This is a genomic window from Clostridium sp. JN-1 (assembly GCF_003718715.1).
GTDB lineage: Bacteria > Bacillota > Clostridia > Clostridiales > Clostridiaceae > Clostridium_AV.
The window spans coordinates 943,024-962,873 of record NZ_CP033465.1 but is presented as its reverse complement, the minus strand read 5'-3'; the positions used below and the strand labels follow the sequence as shown (position 1 = coordinate 962,873).

The 19,850-nt window shown below is 31.8% G+C and carries 14 protein-coding genes, 1 tRNA gene and 2 pseudogenes; 5 read left to right on the top strand and 12 right to left on the bottom strand.

Annotated elements, in window-relative coordinates:
• Nucleotides 1-5 precede the first annotated feature (5 nt).
• The 4 genes from nadC (at nucleotide 6) to EBB51_RS04715 (ending at nucleotide 4,457) form a co-directional block, all read left to right on the top strand.
• Nucleotides 6-833 carry a carboxylating nicotinate-nucleotide diphosphorylase gene (gene nadC / locus EBB51_RS04730; protein ID WP_123053403.1) on the top strand — a complete coding sequence of 276 codons (828 nt, stop codon included), beginning with the start codon at nucleotides 6-8 and terminating at the stop codon, nucleotides 831-833.
• Nucleotides 834-931: 98 nt separating this feature from the next.
• Nucleotides 932-1,450 (top strand): amidase domain-containing protein, encoded by a 519-nt coding sequence (locus tag EBB51_RS04725; protein WP_123053402.1) that lies wholly within the window; start codon nucleotides 932-934, stop codon nucleotides 1,448-1,450.
• A 67-nt stretch (nucleotides 1,451-1,517) separates the two neighbouring features.
• Nucleotides 1,518-1,604, top strand: a tRNA-Leu gene (locus tag EBB51_RS04720).
• A 198-nt stretch (nucleotides 1,605-1,802) separates the two neighbouring features.
• Nucleotides 1,803-4,457, top strand: coding sequence for a phosphoenolpyruvate synthase (locus tag EBB51_RS04715; protein WP_123053401.1), 2,655 nt, complete (start codon nucleotides 1,803-1,805; stop codon nucleotides 4,455-4,457).
• An 87-nt stretch (nucleotides 4,458-4,544) separates the two neighbouring features.
• Here the strand turns inward: EBB51_RS04715 and EBB51_RS04710 are convergent, their stop codons facing one another.
• The 12 genes and pseudogenes from EBB51_RS04710 to EBB51_RS14010 form a co-directional block, all read right to left on the bottom strand.
• The gene (locus EBB51_RS04710) at nucleotides 4,545-6,614 is read right to left on the bottom strand and encodes a BglG family transcription antiterminator (protein WP_123053400.1); all 2,070 of its coding nucleotides are present in this window, start codon (nucleotides 6,612-6,614) and stop codon (nucleotides 4,545-4,547) included.
• A 61-nt stretch (nucleotides 6,615-6,675) separates the two neighbouring features.
• Nucleotides 6,676-8,043: a PTS ascorbate transporter subunit IIC gene (locus tag EBB51_RS04705; RefSeq protein ID WP_123053399.1), complete on the bottom strand. Its 1,368-nt coding sequence runs from the start codon at nucleotides 8,041-8,043 to the stop codon at nucleotides 6,676-6,678.
• 29 nt (nucleotides 8,044-8,072) lie between these two features.
• Entirely contained in the window at nucleotides 8,073-8,372 is a 300-nt protein-coding gene (locus EBB51_RS04700) for a PTS sugar transporter subunit IIB (RefSeq protein WP_123053398.1), read from the bottom strand.
• A 2-nt stretch (nucleotides 8,373-8,374) separates the two neighbouring features.
• Nucleotides 8,375-8,830 carry a PTS sugar transporter subunit IIA gene (locus EBB51_RS04695; protein WP_123053397.1) on the bottom strand — a complete coding sequence of 152 codons (456 nt, stop codon included), beginning with the start codon at nucleotides 8,828-8,830 and terminating at the stop codon, nucleotides 8,375-8,377.
• A gap of 242 nt (nucleotides 8,831-9,072) precedes the next feature.
• Nucleotides 9,073-9,600 carry a restriction endonuclease subunit S gene (locus EBB51_RS04690; protein ID WP_279221832.1) on the bottom strand — a complete coding sequence of 176 codons (528 nt, stop codon included), beginning with the start codon at nucleotides 9,598-9,600 and terminating at the stop codon, nucleotides 9,073-9,075.
• A gap of 98 nt (nucleotides 9,601-9,698) precedes the next feature.
• Entirely contained in the window at nucleotides 9,699-10,145 is a 447-nt protein-coding gene (locus tag EBB51_RS04685) for a hypothetical protein (protein ID WP_123053395.1), read from the bottom strand.
• A gap of 188 nt (nucleotides 10,146-10,333) precedes the next feature.
• Nucleotides 10,334-11,323 carry a site-specific tyrosine recombinase/integron integrase gene (xerA, locus tag EBB51_RS04675; RefSeq protein ID WP_123053394.1) on the bottom strand — a complete coding sequence of 330 codons (990 nt, stop codon included), beginning with the start codon at nucleotides 11,321-11,323 and terminating at the stop codon, nucleotides 10,334-10,336.
• 116 nt (nucleotides 11,324-11,439) lie between these two features.
• Nucleotides 11,440-11,685, bottom strand: a complete 246-nt coding sequence (locus tag EBB51_RS04670; RefSeq protein ID WP_123053393.1) for a hypothetical protein — start codon at nucleotides 11,683-11,685, stop codon at nucleotides 11,440-11,442.
• 13 nt (nucleotides 11,686-11,698) lie between these two features.
• Entirely contained in the window at nucleotides 11,699-12,883 is a 1,185-nt protein-coding gene (locus EBB51_RS04665; protein WP_123053392.1) for a restriction endonuclease subunit S, read from the bottom strand.
• A gap of 1 nt (nucleotide 12,884) precedes the next feature.
• Nucleotides 12,885-14,384 carry a class I SAM-dependent DNA methyltransferase gene (locus tag EBB51_RS04660; RefSeq protein ID WP_123053391.1) on the bottom strand — a complete coding sequence of 500 codons (1,500 nt, stop codon included), beginning with the start codon at nucleotides 14,382-14,384 and terminating at the stop codon, nucleotides 12,885-12,887.
• Nucleotides 14,385-14,404: 20 nt separating this feature from the next.
• Nucleotides 14,405-16,234, bottom strand: a complete 1,830-nt coding sequence (locus tag EBB51_RS13945; protein ID WP_347560958.1) for a type I restriction-modification enzyme R subunit C-terminal domain-containing protein — start codon at nucleotides 16,232-16,234, stop codon at nucleotides 14,405-14,407.
• Nucleotides 16,214-17,097 (bottom strand): annotated as a pseudogene (locus EBB51_RS14010) (DEAD/DEAH box helicase family protein); the annotation flags it as partial. The pseudogene EBB51_RS14010 and the gene EBB51_RS13945, both read right to left, overlap by 21 nt.
• Before the next feature lie 872 nt (nucleotides 17,098-17,969).
• Here EBB51_RS14010 and EBB51_RS04650 point away from each other — a divergent pair.
• Nucleotides 17,970-19,759: pseudogene (locus EBB51_RS04650) on the top strand (aminopeptidase P family N-terminal domain-containing protein).
• Nucleotides 19,760-19,850 lie beyond the last annotated feature (91 nt).

Sequence of the window (19,850 nt, the reverse complement as noted above, 5' to 3'; positions counted from 1 at the left end):
CTTGATTGAATTATTTAATAGTAGATAAATTAATTGAAAATGCACTTATAGAAGATATCAATTATGGTGATATAACCACAGACACCTTATTTTCTGGTGATGAAATTTCAAAAGGGAAATTTGTTGCAAAAGAATGTGGTGTAATTGCTGGAATTGATGTTGCAAAAAGGGTTTTTGAATTCTTAGATAAGAGTGTTAACTTTAAAATACTTATAAATGATGGTCTAAGTGTAAAAGAGGGTGACATTATTGCAGAAGTAGAAGGATCATCCAAATCAATATTAAAGGCAGAAAGAGTTGCCTTAAATATACTTCAAAGGATGTCTGGAATTGCAACTAAAACCAATAAAATTGTAAACTTAGTTAAGGATTACGATGTTAAAATAGCTGACACTCGAAAAACTCTTCCTGGTTTTAGAATGTTAGATAAGTATTCTGTAAAAGTTGGAGGAGGTTACAACCACAGATTGAATTTATCCGATTTTGTAATGATTAAGGACAATCATATACAGGCAGTTGGTTCTATAACTGAAGCTGTTAAAAGAATAAATGACAAAGTTGGTTTTACAACTAAAATTGAAGTTGAAGTTGAAAATTTAGATCAGCTAAGAGAAGCAATGAAAACTAAAGTTGATGTAATCATGCTTGATAATATGGATATTAAAACTATGAAGGAAGCAGTAAAGCTTGCTCACGGTAAATTTATTTTAGAGGCTTCAGGAAATGTTACAGAAGAAAATATAAAAAACGTTGCAGCAACTGGCGTGGATATAATATCACTTGGAGCCCTCACCCATTCTGTAAATGCACTCGATATAAGTTTAAAATTTTAAGCACTAAAAAATATCGTGTTAGCTTTAAAGGTTAACTTCCTCATAAAATTAATCATAATATAATACTGTAATTAATTTTATGAGGAAATTATAAGTATATGAAAAATCTATTATATTCTAGAGAAAAGGCTGTAAACTACGCTATAAACTATACCGTAGTACCAAATCCTGCTTTTAAGTACTTTGTCTTATATGGTGAAAATGGTGGTGACTGTACAAACTTCATTTCTCAATGTTTAAATGCTGGAGGTGCTCCAATGATTTTTTCAGGTGAAAATCCATGGTGGTATTCCAATAATAACACTCCAAATTTATCAGACGATAAGTGGTCCATCTCATGGGCAGTTGCCGGCTCACTTTATTGGTATCTAAAAAATAGTTATGCTAAAAATTTATATGGAGTCAAAGGAAAAGAAGTCCCTTCTGTAAGCATGCTCGAACCTGGTGATATAATATCTTACCAAGATTCAAAAGGAATAATAGCTCATTCCGCAATCATCACTTCTTTTGATGATTACGGAAATCCTTTAATAGCTCAACATACACCTAATGTTTTGAATATACCTTATATAAAAAGCTGGGCAGCAAAAATGTTTTTTCTCAAAATTTCACTATAATCTTCTACTTTTTTTGTATTTATCATTGACTATGTTGAATTCATGTGATATTATATATTCGTTCCTTGCCGAAGTGGTGGAATTGGCAGACGCAACGGATTCAAAATCCGTCGTTGGTAACAACATGCGGGTTCAAGTCCCGCCTCCGGCACCAAGTGTTTTCAATGGTTAAAGGCTCTTTGGATTAATATTTCAAAGAGCCTTTTTCATATCTATGTCCTCCAAATGTCATCCAAAAAAATAAAACAAATTAAGACTAAATTAACAGCTATTTACTTAAGATAAAGAAATCAATTAACCGAACTATTTTTGAACGGTGCAAAGCTATAAATATTATGGAGGTGGAAGGATTATGGAAAAAAGGTATACTTTATTCTTTGATGAGACAGATAAAAAAGACTTGCCTCTTGTAGGAGGTAAAGGTGCAAACCTAGGTGAAATGACACTGGCAGGTTTCCCTGTACCTTTTGGATTTTGTGTGACAACAGAAGGCTATAAGGAATTCATACACTATAACAATCTGTCAGAATTCATAGCTCAGACAATTAAAGTTGCAAGTCTTGATAACATAAATAAAATTGGGAAGCAAATAAGAGAGAAAATACAGCAATCAGCTGTACCTGAAAAAGTGGAACAGGAAATAATAAAATCATTTAACAAGCTAGGAGCAGACAACTACTATGCAGTTAGATCAAGCGCCACAGCAGAAGACTTAGCTTTTGCCTCTTTTGCTGGTCAGCAGGACACCTATCTTAATATCATGGGAGAAAAAGCCCTACTAAACTCAGTAAGAAACTGCTGGGCATCACTGTTTACAGATAGAGCTATATTATATAGAATTCAAAATAAAATTGAACATGAAAAGGTTCATATGTCAGTAGTTGTTCAAAAGATGGTACTGCCTCAAGTATCAGGAATTATGTTTACGGCGGACCCTATATTAGGTCACAGAAAGCTCATATCCATAGATGCAAGCTACGGTTTAGGAGAAGCTCTTGTTTCCGGTTTAGTATCCCCTGACATATATAAATATAATAAAAGAAGTTCAGAGATAGAAAGTAAAACAATTGCTGAGAAAAAACTTGCTATAATGCCGATTAGAGGCGGTGGCACAAAAAAAGTCGAGATAACAGCTGAGAAAGCAGCAAGCCAAGTTCTTCAGGACTCACAGATAAAAAATCTTGCCGAATTAGGCATGGCAATAGAAAAGCACTACGGCTGCCCACAGGACATTGAGTGGTGTCTTAAAAATGGCAAGCTGTATATAGTTCAAAGCCGTGCTATTACCTCATTATTTCCTATGCCGCAGCCTATGCCAAAGGATGAGGCTCTGCATGTCTATGTTTCCTTTAACCATTTTCAAGTTATGACAGCCCCTATTTCACCACTTGGAATTGACATGCTTAGAATGATTTTTCCTTTTGACAAAGGAGCTAGAAGTGCCGAGGAATATAGAGTAATAAAGTCAGCAGCAGGCAGAATATATCTTGATTTAAGTGATATTCTTCAATATAAAAAACCTAGAGAGGTTATATCTTCATTTCTCAAAAATGCTGATGCCTTGATGTCACAAGCTTTAAAAGAGCTTATAAACAGGCCTGACTTTGAAACAGAAATTAAAAAGAACAAAAACTCAGGGAAAGCCTTAAGAAAATTCTTTAAGCCTATAGTTTTCAAATCTATAAAAAATATTACCTACAGAAAACCTGAGGGTACTGTTGAATTTGTAAAAAGCTATATAGATAAGCGAACAAAAGAAGCGGCTAAGGCTGTTAATAGTGCAAAGCAAGGCATAGAAAAACTTGAAGCTATATATAAGTCTGCAGACTTTTCTGATGATTTTCGGGTGTTGCTTCCAATAATGGCTCCTGCAATGTTAAGCTTTAAAGCTCTTGAAGCACAGGAAGAAAAGCTGCTTTTAGAACACAAATATGTTGATATTATAATTAAAGGCCTGGAGGGCAATATAACCACAGAAATGGGTCTTCTTGTTGGAGACCTAGCTGATATGGTTAGAAAATCACCTGATTTAATAAGAGAATTTACAAATGAGGATTATATCACTTTAATTGATAGAATAAACAAACTAAAGGACAATAATGAATTTAAAAAGAAGTTTAATACCTTTATTGATATATACGACATGAGGGCTGCTGGTGAAATAGACATGGCAAAGGATAGATGGATAGAGAATCCTGAACCTCTAGCAAAGGCAATTATATCTATAGTTAATACCTCAGAGGAAGGCATCCACAGAAAAGAGCATAAGGAAACTATTGAAAGAGCAAAGAAAGCTTCAGCAGAACTCATTAAAGAAGTAGAAGAAAATCACGGAAAAGTAAAAGGCAAAGTAGTAAGACGTATGGTAAGGGTATTAAGAAACTATATGCCAATTAGAGAACATCCTAAATATTTAATAATGAAGCTTATTCTGACCTATAAGAAAGCCTTCTTAGAAGAAGCAAGGCTGCTAGTTGAAAAAGGCCATCTTTTAGAAGAAAAGGATATATTCTATGTAGGCTTCTGGGAGCTTTATAAGGCAATACAAAATAATTATAGCCTTGTAGAACTTGTAAAACTGAGGAAAGAGGAATATGAGCACTTTAATAAGCTAACCCCTCCTCGCCTCATAACTAGTGATGGTGAAGAAATCAAAGCAGGCTATAAAAGAGAGAACCTTCCTGAAGGTGCACTACCCGGCATGCCCGTTTCCTCAGGAGTTATTGAAGGTATCGCAAGAGTAATCACTGACCCCTCAAAGACTTCTATAAATAAAGGCGAAATTCTAGTAGCACCTTTTACAGACCCAGGCTGGACACCATTATTTATAAATGCAGCTGGTCTTGTTATGGAGGTTGGAGGTTTACTCACTCACGGTACTGTGGTTGCTAGAGAATACGGAATACCAGCAGTAGTTGGAATTACGGAAGCTACTAAGAAAATCAAGACAGGTCAGAAAATAAGAGTTGATGGTAATGCTGGATTTGTCATGATAATTGAAGAATAGAGGTACTTAAGGTTTGTGTCAAGTTCGAGAACGTACCTAGATTTGATTTACACAAATCTAGGTATGTTCTCTTGTTTTACAACACTTTTAATCAAAAATTTCATTTAAAATTAATTCTTTTAATTGTTTTTTATTATTGCATTTATAAACAGAAGCAATCCAATTGTCATCTTGAATTTTATTCATTAATTGTGACAGTGCTGTAAGATGACTTACTGAATCAACTGGAGCTAAACCTATAATAAGATTAACTTTAGCTGTTTTTTTATCGTTTGGAGTTGGTATATCCACGGCATGTTTAAACAGTGCTAAACAAATTCCAAGAGAGTTAACACCATCGCTTGGTTTTGCATGTGCAAGCATAATGCCTTTTCCAAGCACCATATATGGTCCATGAATTCTAGTTAAATTAATAATTTTATCAATATATCTATATTTTACGATATTTCCTTTAATAAGTGGAACGTAGGTAATTTGAACAGCCTCATCCCAATTTAATTTTTGTTTATATATCATAATGTGGGATTCGGAAAGTAGATCCTGAAGTCTGATATTATTTTCTGTAGTTACTTTTTCAACATTTTTTATTTGATTAAAATAACTTTCCAATGCTTTTTTAAGACCATTTACATCTTCAATTCTGGCATAATTACTAATGATATCCAACAAATTTTCCGTATTAATCTGAGACCTTTTTCCACTATTTAGACCGACTTTAGCAAGTGCTTGAGTAATGTAATTCCATTCAAGTATATCTGGAATTGCAGGAACTTGAATTACAGGTATTTGTTTCCTTTCGTGTAAATCTATTGTGCTAATAACCAATTTAACTCCAGATAGAGAACTACTCTCGTACTGGAGGACATTCATAGGTGAAGAAAATTTAATTGAAGGATAACGACTGCGCAGTTGCTGCTCTAAAAAAATAGATGTACCTATTCCACTTGAGCAAACTACAATTACATCAGGTTTTTCATTTTTAAAAGTTTTTTCTTCTAGTTTTCTAAGTTCACTTCCAAAATAAAGGGCAATAAGTGCTATTTCATCATCGCTTAAGTGCATTGAGATAAATTTCTCAAAATAGTAAACAGAATATCTTGTAAGGCTAAATAACTGATGATATTCTACTTCTATTTGTTTTAAATTTGGATGCTTATAAGAAATGTTGTACTTTACGCGGTGATAAGTTGAAAGCAAGTGTGTAGTTAAAGAAATTTCTAAATTCTTCGGTGGAATATCAACACCTGCTACTTTGTTGAATCTATCAACTATTGCCCTGGTAATGGGAATCAATTTCTTAATTGTGAGATCTTCTTGATTTACTTTAGAAAACTGGCTGGAATTAATCATTTTTAGTAAATAGTGAGCTTCACCTTCATTTATAATACCATTTTTATTGAGAAATTCTTTGGTCCATTTTAATCCTGCTGAATCTTCAAATCTTACATTTTCTAGAGTATTAATTAATAATTTATCTGCACTGCTAGTGCGATTTAAGTACCAAAGTATGAAAGTACTTATAATCATTAAAGCATCATCTGTTAAGTAGTTTCCGGTTATTCTTTCTAACTGGTGAAGGTAAGTATTAATCTGTGATAGTTTACTTGGGTCATTGGACAGCTGGCTATAAATAACTGAACTGTGCTTGCTCAATTGTTCATATACCCAATTACGCTGTGCTATTTCTGATCCCTCAAGCTTTTGACCTTGTTTTGATTTGATTAATTTTAATCCATGCTTTTCTAATTCACTGCTTATGTTTCTTAAATCGCTAATAGCAGTATTTTTGGAGATATTTAAAGTTGAGGTAATTGTAAGTAACGAAACTCTTTCACTATTTATTAATTTATATATAATAAACTGCTCTCTTTCAAGACGACTAAGTTTAGGTTCCAGTATAGAATTAGATGAACACTGTTTTTTATTTAACTGGACAATATTATCCGGGGTCAAGTAATATCCTGCACTGCCAATTCTCTGAATAGGATCTAAATTATTCTGTTCGAGTTCACCGTTGACTTTTTTAAGGATGTAGAACACATTTCTCCTGGATAGTTTTAGCCTATCCTGTAATTCTTGAAGGGATAGATATCTACTAGCATTTATTAATAAATTCAATAACTCATCCCCATGTTTTGTATGACTAAAGTGAATCATGAAATCACCTCCCTTTAGACTATACTATAACCTCCGAATTAAAATCCGGAGGTTATAATTTCTATTCTTCTGTTATTTTTTTCTTGCTGCGAGAATCTAGTATAAAACTTAAAAGAACCACTATGAGTGTAAATGCAATAATACTAAAAATAAGTGCTGATTGACCGTAAGATCCAATCTTACCCAATATGATTCCTGGAATTAAGTAATCTGTATCTGCAAATGTAGATGCAGCAAGTTTTAAGTTTCCGAGCACAGGAAGAATAAACAGTGGCAGCCAGCTAATTAATAATCCGTTAACTGCTGAACCAAGTACTGCACCTCGTTTTCCTCCAGTTGCATTTCCGTAAACAGCAGCAGCTGCACCGCAAAAGAAGTGTCCAACCACACCTGGAATAATAACTGTTGTCCCCATAGCAATCATTATAAACATACTTATAGTACCTACAATAAAACTTACAAAGAAACCAATTAAAACAGCATTTGGTGCATATGGAAATATAATTGGTACGTCTAATGCCGGTTTAGAGTTTGGAACTAGCTTTTTAGCAATGCCTTGAAAAGCAGGTACAATTTCTGCTAAAATCATGCGGACTCCCTGAAGAACTACGATAAATCCAGCTGCAAAAGTTCCCGCTTGAACAAGGGCATATACGATAAAGTTAGTACCTGAACTCAACTTGCTTTCAACAAAACTTGGACCTGCAACAATAGCTAGAGCAATGTAAACTATGGACATCAACAAAGTAATTGAGACCGTTGAATCACGTAAAAAGCTTAAACTTTTAGGAACATTCAAATCTTCAGTACTTTGTTTATTATCTCCAAAACACTTACCAATTAATCCAGAAATGGCATATCCTATATTTCCGGTATGTCCCATTGCAACAGCATCGCCGCCTGTAATTTTACGCATAAATGGCTGGCATAATGCAGGTGTAATGGTCAATAATGTTCCTTCAAATAATCCCCCAAGTAAGATTGTTTCTATGCCAGTTCCTAAGTTAGCACTTACTAAAATAACTGCAGTCAAACATGAAACATACAGCATTGCCTGACCAGTTAGAAAAATATATTTAAATCTTGTAAAACGAGCTAATGCAATATTAACAATCATTCCGACTAACATTATAAGTGCTGTTGTAGTTCCGTATTTGACTAAAGCAATTGCAACGACTGCTTCATTACTTGGAACAACACCTTGAACATGCAGTGCAAATTTAAACATTGCGGCAAAAGGTGCTAAAGAATTACTTAAAATACCTGCACCTCCAATTAAAACTAGGAAACCAGCAAAAGTTTTAATTGTACCTTGAATTATTTCAGTTGGTTTTTTGTTTTGCAAAATAAGACCTAACATTGCAATTAAAGCAACTAAAATAGCAGGTTGAGTTGCAATAGATACGAATAAATTTAATAAAGATTTCATTTTTAAACTCACCTCTTAGTTTACTTTATTTAAGAATGGATTATATTTTCTTTATCCAAAATTTTGTTTATTTGTTTTCTTATTTCTTCTTTATCAATTAGACTTTTTAGTGATACAATTTTATCTTTAGGAATACTGCTTAGTGCTCCGGCAAGAGTTGATTCAACAAAGAAGTAATCTGCTGATTCAGCTGTAACACTACCTACATCACTGTGTTCCAGTTGAATATTATCTGCATTAACTCCTTCCTCTTGCAAAACTTGTTGAATATTCATTTGAACCATAAAACTACTTCCTAGTCCACTTTGGCATACTGCAATAATTTTCATATTTATCTCTCCTTTTTATTTAAATTAATAATATTTACTATTTCGTCAACATTTTCTGCAGACAGCATATGGCTGACTTTTTCTTGATCTCCTAATATTTCTGCTAATCGTTGAATTACTTTTAAATGACTGTTGTTATCCACAGCTGATAATACAAACCATAGTTCGATTTTATGATCATCGTTTACTAGGCTGACAGCTGGATATGTCCTTAAAAGAGAAACTGCAATTTTATGAACTCCATTTTCTGGACGAGAATGTGCAAGTGCAATACCTTGTCCTATATTGATATAAGGACCATTTTCTTTTACAGAATCAATCATAGCATCTACATACTCGTCTTCAATGCTATTATTTTTTAATAGTGGAATAGCTGCTTTTCGAATAGCATCCTCCCAGCTCATATGGGCGTTATTATCAATTTGAATAGTATCCTTATTTAATAAATCACATAGCATATTATCCTCACCTCGCTTCACTTATATTAATGTAATGCTTTACTCATAAATGGCTAATTTATCTTATTTTATTGGAGCCAACTCTCAACTTACATGTTTTATTATAAATTTAGGGAAAAGTGTCTGCAAGTGCAGATATGACACTTTTTTCAGTGCAAAATGTGACCTTTTAGTAAAAGTTACCGTATTTAAGTTTATATAAATATCGAATTATAAAAATTAGCCAGTGAAAATTTCACTGACTAATTAAATTCTAATTTTTCTAAACTCTTCTTCATTTCAAATTTCAATTTGTCGACTTGGTTAACAAAACATGCAAATTGGTTTTGAAGTTCTATTGGTGGAAGATATACTGGAATAGAATTACATACAGTTTTATTCATATATAAAACTGTAGTACTACTCGCCTGTGACATCATATAATCTTTCCTGAATTCTAAGTAATACATTAAAAAGAAATTATTAATATCTTTACACTGAAATGAATGCAATTGCTGGTTGATAACCATTTTCTCGCCTGCAATAGAGCAAATACCTAAATTCCCGACACAACTCATCAATACACTACCTTTAGGAACTTTTTTTCGCTTTACCTCATTTATTTCATCGTCTGTTAATCCTAGGCTTGATCTAGATTTATATGTAACACTATTAACATTCAAATCATCTATTGTAATCCAAGGTGTACTCCCAGTAAAACTCTTAGGTTTATCTCTTCCTGGCACCATACAATCACATACGTCAATCACGGTCTTAATCTCCCAGTTCATAGGATTTAAAACTGGGTCACCAAACATCTCGATAAATCTCGATTTGCTTTAGGGGTTAAAAATCATACAAAACACCATTAAGTTCACCAAAAAAGTGACTAATCTAATAATCTTCCTTCTAAGTAGGAGTACTTTAAATACTCTGGGTTACTATAATAAACAGATGAATTGAAATCCGAAATTTCATCACTTATAAATGAATTAAATACTTTTAATAAAATATCCACTAAATTATCTTTTTCTGAAATTATACTTATTATTAATCTCTGATACACTTTTCCTATTGCCTGAACACTTGGGAGATTGTATTTACATAATCCAACGGTATCATAATCACCCTCTTGTATATTAAAATACTCTATTATTTCATCTGAAACTTGCTCAAATGATAGACAATGATTGACTTCTGCAATATCTAATTGTCTTACCAATTCTTCTTTACCTAATATTTGAACAATTGTTGCCCTTCTATTTTTAGTTTTTCTACCTATAAATTCTATAAGACAACATATATAAAACAAATCGTTTTTTAAAGTATCATTCATTAATAATCTCACCTCTTTCAAACTTCAGACAATCAAGAGCTTTTAAAGTATGAAAACTTAAGTATACTTACTTTTTCTAATTTCAGGGAACTCAACTATTTCACCTGAAGCATGATATAACATAGAATACTCTCCCTCCTAATATTATATAATAAATATCAATTTTATATATAAACTCACTTAAAACACTATCCAATATATTTTCGATGTGAATTCTTAACATTATTTTGATTTACCATTGCATACTGAAGTGTTGTATCTATCTTCTGATGTCCTAAAAGTTGCTGCACCTGCTCTATCGGCATTCCTTTATCAATAGCTCTTGTTGCAAGTGTTCTTCTAAATTTATGTGGGTGAACTCTATTAATATTAAGCCTTCTGCCAAGCTCCCTCATTCTAATTTCAACTCCACTAATATTTAACCTATTATATGGTTCTATTAGTGATACAAATAATGCTTTATTATCATCAACTCTACTATTAAGATAATTTTTCAAATGTATTTTTGTCCTTGCATCAAAATAAACTCTTCTTTGCTTATCACCTTTTCCTTCAACAATACATTCTCTCTCATTAAAATCTATATCATCAATATTTAATTTTACTAACTCTCCAACACGCATTCCAGTAGAGTTTAACAAATCTATAATTGCAAGGTCACGGATTTCTTTACAATTATCACGCATTATTTCTAAATTCTCATCCGTATATATTTCTTTTACGATTTTCCCAGTTCTTATTTTATGAATTCGTCTTACTGGACTCTTTAAAATATAGTTTTCATCCTCAAGCCACGAAAAGAATGTGGATAAAATTCTTCTAATATTATCAATAGTGACCTTGCTACAATCACTTCTTTTATGATATTCTGCTAAATATCCTCTTAAATCCCCTGTTATAATATGCTTAACTGGTTTATTCAAGGTTTTTAACATATTTTCTATAGTTGATTTATAATACTTAAGAGATTTTTCTGAGCAGCCCTCTACTTGCTTTGCACAAATAAATATATTGCAATAATCTGTTTCTTCACTCTCTAAATTTTTATTATTAGCTTCATCTGTAAAAGCTAACCCCTGCAGATTTTTCAATAAAACTTTATTAAGTGCTTCCATTTGCATATTATCAAGTAAATTTATCATTTCCTGTTCAATTTGAACAATAAGCTTTTCTACCATAATCTTCAACTCCTAAACTTTAATATATTATGGTATATTGCCATTATTTATATTATTATACTGTTTTCCAAATGGTATTCTGATATGATATAATCTATCTTTATACTCCAGTTTCATTATATTCTACCTCTATATGCCCTTATATTCTTAACTTCAATACTTATATTTTCATTTGCTGTATGATAGACAATTGTACCTTCCTTAGAATTTACAAGTTCCTTTGTTGCACTTTTATTATCATCAATAACCTTAATTACAACCACATCATCTATAATTTTAATATTACCTTCCAAATGAAACTTTAGTATTTGAAGTTTTACAAATTTATTAGGATATATTTTTCTAACCTCTTCCCATTTCATAAAATCAGCATTTCTAATTAAATAATTCCCCTTTAAAAGCCTTTTGCATCAGTGAATTAAAGTTGTCCTTTAATCCTTTTAGACTATTCTCCATTTCAAATTTCAATTTGTCGACTTGCTTATAAAACCTTCCGAAGTCATTCTGCTTTTCTATTTTAGGAATATTAATTCTAATTTTTTTAAGTTCTGACAGATTTAAAGTTTTCTGTGCAATACCTTTTACCCTGGTATCAATCTGCCTTCTAACGTAAGGCGTTTGTAATGCTGCATGCAAGTAATAACTATTAATTTGCTTTTTGTTAGGTTTAATATATGCTATATGTCTTTGAAAGCAAAATTCTTTCGCTGATTCTACAACAGCTGGATTTCCATAAGATCCAACAATAGTTAATAAAACATCTCCTATTTCAATTGGTGTCCTTTTTATAAGCAATTGATACTCTTCCCTTGTTATAAACTTTTCAGTTTTATAGTTAATTTTATTATTAACTATATTAGATACAAATAAAAATGGCACACCCGCGCTTACAAATTGTGGAGATTGATGCGTGCCGTCAGTAATCTTTAAACATATATTATTTAACTCCATTGCAGTTGCATCTTCACTTGAACCAAACATCTCGATAAATCTCGATTTGACTAATTCATCTAATAATTTAATTGCTTCTTTTCTATTTTTTATAGTATCTTCAGACTTTTCTAAAACCTCAACTATTTTCTTTTGGGTTTTTAATGGAGGAACAGTTATCTTCATCTTTTCTATATCAGACAATCTTATTGATGGATAAGATAGATCTTTAATTAGTCTCGTAGGTGGATTTTTTCTCAAAAAATATACTAGATACTTACTATTGATATCTTTAGGAGTCACACATGCTAAGTGATTAACTATATAACATGACTCATTTAATGCATAAACTCTTTCCTTCATACAAGACATTCCACTTTTTGCAAATATTATTGTTCCCTTATCATATAATCTTAATTTTTTATCAGATGCTATACTGTTATTAATTTTAGGTATCTCTCTTTCGCTTCCTCCATTACAAAGGAATTCTAAATTACTAACCTTTATAAATGGATATCCTTCATCCCCATAATCTGATTCTTTTTGTGGAGCTCCTTGACCTGCTGATATTATAGCTAAATCACATAATTTCTCTATTTTCCATCCATCAGGTAACTTAATATTCTTCATATTACTTCACCATTCCCTTTATCACAGCTATATCTTCTAAAATTGATTTTTCTAAAGCCTCAATCTTATTAAGTATAACCTCTGGCTTTTCATATACCACTTCTTCATATTCTATTTCCTTATACTTATTTATAGAAAGGTCATAACCATTACTAGCTATTTCTTCTTTTTCTACCCAGAACCATTTATCATCTTTAGTAGGTTCTAAAGTATTATCTTTTTTAATAGCTCTCCACTTTTCAATTATATCTGGAATATCTCCATCATTATCAAGCTTATTTCTCTTATCATCTAGTGAGAATCCATCACTTTGCATATCATAAAACCATACTTTGTCTGTTTGTCCGCCTTTTGTAAACATAAGCACAGCTGTGGAAACTCCTGCATAAGGCTTAAATACTCCTGAAGGCATGGATATAACTCCTTCTAGTGCATTGTTTTCTACTAGGCTTTTCCTAACTTCTTTATGGGCCTTAGTCGATCCAAATAGCACTCCATCTGGTACTATTACTGCACATCTTCCACCTAAGTCCAATATTCTATTTATAAGTTTTATAAATAAAAGTTCTGTTTTTGTAGTACTTGCACCTTTAGCTAGTGACTTACTGATATCTCCTTTATCTATACTGCCCTTAAAAGGTGGATTTGCTAAAACTAAATTATATTTGTTTTCTTCTTCATATCTCTTAGATAAACTATCACTTTGCACTACATTAGGATTGTCTATACTGTGGAGCATCAAGTTCATGCAAGCTATTCTAACCATGGATGGGTCAAAATCAAATCCATAAAACATAGACGTTCTAAAGTGCTCCCACTCTGAGCTATTCATCATATCCCCAATTCTTTTATGTATAATACCTTCTTCATCCTTGAATACACTTTCTGGTTTTGTATACTTTTCTAATATATACTCCAGTGAATTTATTAAAAACCCTGCTGTTCCACAAGCCGGGTCACATATTTTATCCTCTGCTGTGGGATCCATTAATTCAACCATCATTCTAATGATATGTCTCGGTGTTCTAAACTGTCCATTTACTCCCGATACTGAAAGCTTGGATAATAGATATTCATATAGATCACCTTTAGTATCTGCATCTTCCATGTTTATTCCATCAATAATTCTTATCGATTCTTGAAGTAGTGATGGTTTAGGTATTATAAATACAGCATCCTTCATTTCTGCCGTAAAGCTGGAATCCTCACCGCCCATAGTTTTTATAAATGGAAAAACCTTTTGTGATACTATATCAAACACTTCATTTACATCTAAATGTCTGAATTCACTCCATTTCATTAACTCCTCCGGAAATACTGAAGCATATGGCTTTCCAATTCTATTAGCCATTTTTTCTTTTGCATTATCAATATCATCTAATCTTTTAATAAACAAAAGATAAGATATTTGTTCTATTACAGTTAATGGGTTAGATATTCCCCCTGACCAGAAATTATTCCATAGTCTATCAATTTTACTTTTTATCTCTCCGTTTAACATTTTCCTTATTCCTTTCCTTGCTAAGAAATATATGATGCTCTAAATGGCGCAATCAGCTCAAATACATCATCAGCCATTTTGCCAAATATGCCATCTACACCATTTTGATTAAAGTTTGTATATGGTTCTGCAAATAATGCTGCAAAAGATATTCCTCTATTTTTAGCAATATCATTTTTTATTATTTCTAAGGTTTTTATTTGTGTTGAATTCATTTTATTATGATGTTTTTGAATGAACTCTTCAAATCTTTTATTAAGCTCAACTTCATCAACACCAACAAACTTTCTTATTATACCAACTATATCTTCTTTGTCAATATCTGTTTTGCTTGAAAGCTCATCAATACTGTATACAAAATCTTCACCAAATATGGAATATACACTTTGCATCTCATCTTGCGACAATTTTTCACCTTTTCTAATCTTATGAATTACAATTTGATCTCTTAATTTTTCCTCTATGGCAAGCTTTACTCTCTTTTCATAAGGTTCCATATTACCTCCATAAAGTACTGAACCTGCACTAATTTCTTTAACTATTGAGCCTGTATCTTTTACATCAAGTACTACAAAAGTATTGCTGCTTTCTCCTTTATATTTCATAAGATCTCTAATACTCAATCTGATTTTTTCTAGTCTTTCATAGCTTAAATCCTGCCAGCCAGAAGGCTGTAATAATGTCTTTACAAGTTCCCTGGTGCCATCAAATTGATTCAAGTTAAGCTTTAATTTTGAAAGTTTTTTAATCGTTTCATTTATTTCTCTTATTAAGTTATCTTTATCATCAGAAATCTTATAAAGCATAATTCTATAAATAGAGTTATCAAAGCCTACTGCATCTGAATTATCATTACTTTCTATCCATTCTATTAATGGTGAAATTTCAAGCTTTAATTTTTTAATGAAATCATCACTTAAATTGTTCCAATATTCTTCCTTTTTAACCTGTTCTATTTTCTTTCTATTCTTTTTAATTTCTATACTATTCTCTGGTAATTCATTTATATCTGCCTTCAATTTAGATGCGAATACCTCACATATATCCAATTCTCTCTTTTCTTTAAATTTTTTTAAAAGCCTGCACATAGTTTCAAATCTCACTTGAATAGAAGTTTTCTGCGGCTTTGGTTCATATCCTTTTGTATGCATTTCAAAGAATTCAAAGTTTTTATAACAATCAAAAATAGCAAATTCCTTTTTATCCTTTCCTTCTCCAAACAGGTTTTCACACCTTCTAGTTCCTCTACCTAGCATCTGCCAAAACTTAACTTTTGAATAAATAGGCTTGGCAAAAACTAAGTTAGTAATCTCAGGCACATCTATACCTGTATCAAGCAAATCTACTGAAATAGCTATTCTAGGAAAATCTTGTTCTTTAAAATTTTCTATTAAAACAGATTTATCTTTTATCTCAGAATAAATTACCGCTGTAAGCTTGCCTTTATATTGAGGATAAAGTTCATTAAATAGCGAGTCTAAAAGATTAGCATGCTTCTTATTTTTAGCAAATATTATGGTTTTACCAATGTAGTCTCCTGCCTTTATTCCCTTTTCCATTAATGTCCTCAGTATATATCTGTTAGTATCTTTGTTAGTAATCTTCTTTTCCAGCTCTTTCTTATCATAGTTTATTTCGCAGCCATCATATCCTTCTTCATCTATCTCTTGTCTCTGTTCTTCTGTCATTTCATTATATTTAATACCTTTTCTTAAAAAATCTGTAGTAGCATCTATAACTCTAGGTTCAATTAAATATGGTGGTACATGATTCCATGCATCTTCAATGGAAAAATTAAATGTTGGATCACCATTATCACAGCTAAACAAACTAAAAGTATTTCTTTCAATAAAATCTACTGGTGTAGCAGTTAACCCTATTATGTGAGAATCAAAATATTCAAGAATATCTCTATATACCTTATAAATACTTCTATGAGATTCATCACATATTATCAAATCAAAGAATCCAACACTAAATTCTCTATAATAATTTATCATGGTTTGATAAGTTGAAAAATACAAAGTAGATTCTCTATTATCTGAATTTTTGCCAGTAAATCTACATGATATTTCCTCGGGCATAAAAGTTTTAAAACTATTCTTATCCTCTTTAGCTTGCTTTACTAATTCATCTCTGTCTGCTAAAAACAAGACTCTTTAACCCAATTTGCTTCCATTAATCCTTTAGTTAAGGCTATTACCGTTCTAGTTTTTCCCGTTCCTGTTGCCATTACTAAAAGAGCTTTTCTTTTTCCATTTTGGTATCTTTCATAAACTCTCTTAATACCTTCTATTTGATATGGTCTTCCAGCTATATTTTTATCTATCTGAATTTTGTTTAAATCCTTTTCATATTTATGTTTAAAAAACAGTTCTTCCAAATCCTCTAAAGTATAGAACCCCCAAATTTGCCTAGGTTCACTGTAATTATCATCCCACATATATATTTCATATCCATTGGTATAAAAAACTATAGGACGTATTTTATATATTTTTTCAATACTATTTGCATATTCCACAGCCTGCTGTCTGCCAATTATAGGATCTACAGAAGTTTTCTTAGCTTCAACTACTGCAATAGGCTTACCCTTTTTATTAAAAAGTACATAATCAGCATAACCTTTTTTACCTTTTCCCTTATGATTTTCTAAAGGTACTTCAAGTTTTACCAACTCCTTATTATTTACATCCCAACCTGCGTCTTTTAGCATTATATCAATAAGTTTCTTCCTTGTTTGTGCTTCATTAAATTCTAAAGTACTTTCAACCTCTTTTTGTACTTTTTTATCTTCTTCAGTTTGAACTAATTTAGCTGCTTGTTCCTTTACAGTTTTTACTTCTTTAGCATGTTCTTCTTTAATTTTTTCTTTTTCTTTAGCATAAGCTTCTATATCATAAACCTTAGCACTAGCTGCTTTGCGTTTTGGTATTTTGTATGTTAGTGGTTTAATTGAAGTATCCTTTGTAATCCTAATATAAAACCATGCAGCTATTTTGTACATGGAAACCAAACATTCTAATGCATCTTTTTTGTTCTCATATCCATCATGATTTGCTTTATTTCCGAATCTTCTTACTATATCAAATAAATCTGGAATAGCTTTATTTATAGTTGTAGTTCTCAAAAGCTTAATCTTATCATTCTGTGCAGCAAATCTATCTGCTTCTAGCTTGTACATTACTAATATATAATCAATTATTTTCTCTCCAAACATACGCATTTTAGCATTGTAGCATTGTTATCCGTATGCAAATAACTTTCTGCCTGCGTCCCAAGTTTAGCCAACATAGGCCATTCTTTATTTAGGAATGAAAAATTCGACATATGTTCAACCCCTTAGTCTGTATTTTAACATGTCCCTTAAATATTTTACTTATATTTAAATTATACCCTAAAACTTGTTTTCTTTCATTTTATAATAGTAATAACTATAATTCATAATATAAAAACAGAGGACAATTTAAATGAAGGTTATCTAAAGGATTTCTTTTACATATATTTGACTGGTTAGTATATTCCTTCTAAACCTTTTGTGCTATAATTCTTGTAAAAACCAATATTAATTGAAAGGGGATTAATACAATGAAAGTATCAGAAAGACTTATGAAATTGAGGACATTAATGGCAGAAAAAAATATTGATATGTATATTGTACCTACTGCTGATTTTCATCAAAGCGAATATGTAGGTGAACATTTCAAAGCCAGGGAATATATAACTGGATTCTCGGGTTCTGCAGGAACTGCTGTTATAACAAAAGATCATGCAGGATTATGGACAGATGGAAGATACTTCTTGCAGGCTGAAGACCAGTTAAAAGGAACTACTGTAGAATTATTTAAAATGGGAGAACCTAAAGTTCCAACCATAGAAGAATATATAATAAACACACTTCCTAATAAAGGCACTCTTGGATTTGATGGTCGTGTTGTTTCTATGCTAGATGGACAAACTTATGGAAAAATATTGTCAAGTAAAAATGCTAACATCAACTACGATTGTGATTTAATTAATGATATATGGGAAGATCGTCCGCCGCTTTCTGAAGAACCAGTATTTGAACTTGATATAAAATATACTGGAGAATCTACTGCTTCTAAATTAAAACGTGTTAGAGAAGCAATGACAGATGCAGGTACAAATGTACATGTTATTACATCTCTAGATGATACTGCGTGGATTCTTAATATTCGTGGAAACGATATCGAATTTTTCCCGCTAGTTTTGAGTTACCTTATTATTACAATGGATGAAGCTTATCTATTCATAAATGAAGATAAATTAAGCGATGAAATCAAATCAAATCTTAAGAAAAATAGTGTATCTATACATCCATATAATGAAATATATGAAGCAGTAAAAAAATTCACCCCTTCTGACATTGTCTTAGTTGATCCAGCTAGGATGAATTATGCATTATATAACAATATTCCAGAGAATGTTAAAAAAGTAGAAAAGCAGAACCCATCTGTTCTATTTAAAGCTATGAAAAACCCAATTGAAATTGAAAATATTAAAAAGGCTCAATAAAAGATGGAATAGCTCATACTAAATTTATGTACTGGCTTAAACATAATATAGGCAAAGAAGTCATTACAGAAATAAGCGCTTCTAATAAACTAGATGAATTCCGTGCAGAGCAGGGAGGATTTATTCGTCCAAGTTTTGAACCTATTTCTTCATTTGGTGAGCATGCTGCCATAGTACACTATGCTCCAACTCCTGAAACAGATGTAGAACTAAAAGAAGGTTCTCTATACTTAACAGATACAGGTGCTGGTTTTTACGAAGGTTCTACAGATATTTCAAGAACTTATGCATTAGGAGAAGTACCGCAGATAATGAAAGATCACTTTACTGTAACTGTTAACAGTAATCTTCACCTTGCCCATGCAAAATTCCTTTATGGCTGTACTGGTATGAATTTAGATATCCTTGCACGTGCCCCATTCTGGAATATAGGCTTAAACTTTAACCATGGTACAGGTCATGGTGTTGGATATTTAATGAACATCCATGAATCACCAACTGGATTTAGGTGGCAGTACCGTCCAAATGAATCTCACCGTCTTGAAGAAGGCATGATTATAACTGATGAACCAGGAGTTTATATAGCAGGCTCACATGGAGTACGTATTGAAAATGAACTTCTTACATGTAAGGGTGCAAAAAATGAATACGGTCAATTCATGTACTTTGAACCAATTAGTTATGTACCTATAGATTTAGACGCAATAAATCCTAAACTTATGAGTTTAGAAGAAAAAGCATGGTTAAATGAATACCATGATCTGTATATACTAAAATTTCACCAGTACCTAAATCAAGAGGAAAAAGACTGGTTAAAAGAATATACCAGAAAAATTTCATAATATTACAATTACAGTAATGCAGCAGACTATAATGCTATTAGGTACAGCACTATAGTCTGTTCGTAACTTTAAAACTTATTAGCAATCTCCT

Coding starts and splice junctions, on each gene's coding strand:
- EBB51_RS04725 (WP_123053402.1), top strand. CDS start 932: ATGAAAAATCTATTATATTCTAGAGAAAAGGCTGTAAACTACGCTATA.
- EBB51_RS04715 (WP_123053401.1), top strand. CDS start 1,803: ATGGAAAAAAGGTATACTTTATTCTTTGATGAGACAGATAAAAAAGAC.
- EBB51_RS04710 (WP_123053400.1), bottom strand. CDS start 6,614: ATGATTCACTTTAGTCATACAAAACATGGGGATGAGTTATTGAATTTA.
- EBB51_RS04705 (WP_123053399.1), bottom strand. CDS start 8,043: ATGAAATCTTTATTAAATTTATTCGTATCTATTGCAACTCAACCTGCT.
- EBB51_RS04700 (WP_123053398.1), bottom strand. CDS start 8,372: ATGAAAATTATTGCAGTATGCCAAAGTGGACTAGGAAGTAGTTTTATG.
- EBB51_RS04695 (WP_123053397.1), bottom strand. CDS start 8,830: ATGCTATGTGATTTATTAAATAAGGATACTATTCAAATTGATAATAAC.
- EBB51_RS04690 (WP_279221832.1), bottom strand. CDS start 9,600: ATGAACTGGGAGATTAAGACCGTGATTGACGTATGTGATTGTATGGTG.
- EBB51_RS04685 (WP_123053395.1), bottom strand. CDS start 10,145: ATGAATGATACTTTAAAAAACGATTTGTTTTATATATGTTGTCTTATA.
- xerA (WP_123053394.1), bottom strand. CDS start 11,323: ATGGTAGAAAAGCTTATTGTTCAAATTGAACAGGAAATGATAAATTTA.
- EBB51_RS04670 (WP_123053393.1), bottom strand. CDS start 11,685: ATGAAATGGGAAGAGGTTAGAAAAATATATCCTAATAAATTTGTAAAA.
- EBB51_RS04665 (WP_123053392.1), bottom strand. CDS start 12,883: ATGAAGAATATTAAGTTACCTGATGGATGGAAAATAGAGAAATTATGT.
- EBB51_RS04660 (WP_123053391.1), bottom strand. CDS start 14,384: ATGTTAAACGGAGAGATAAAAAGTAAAATTGATAGACTATGGAATAAT.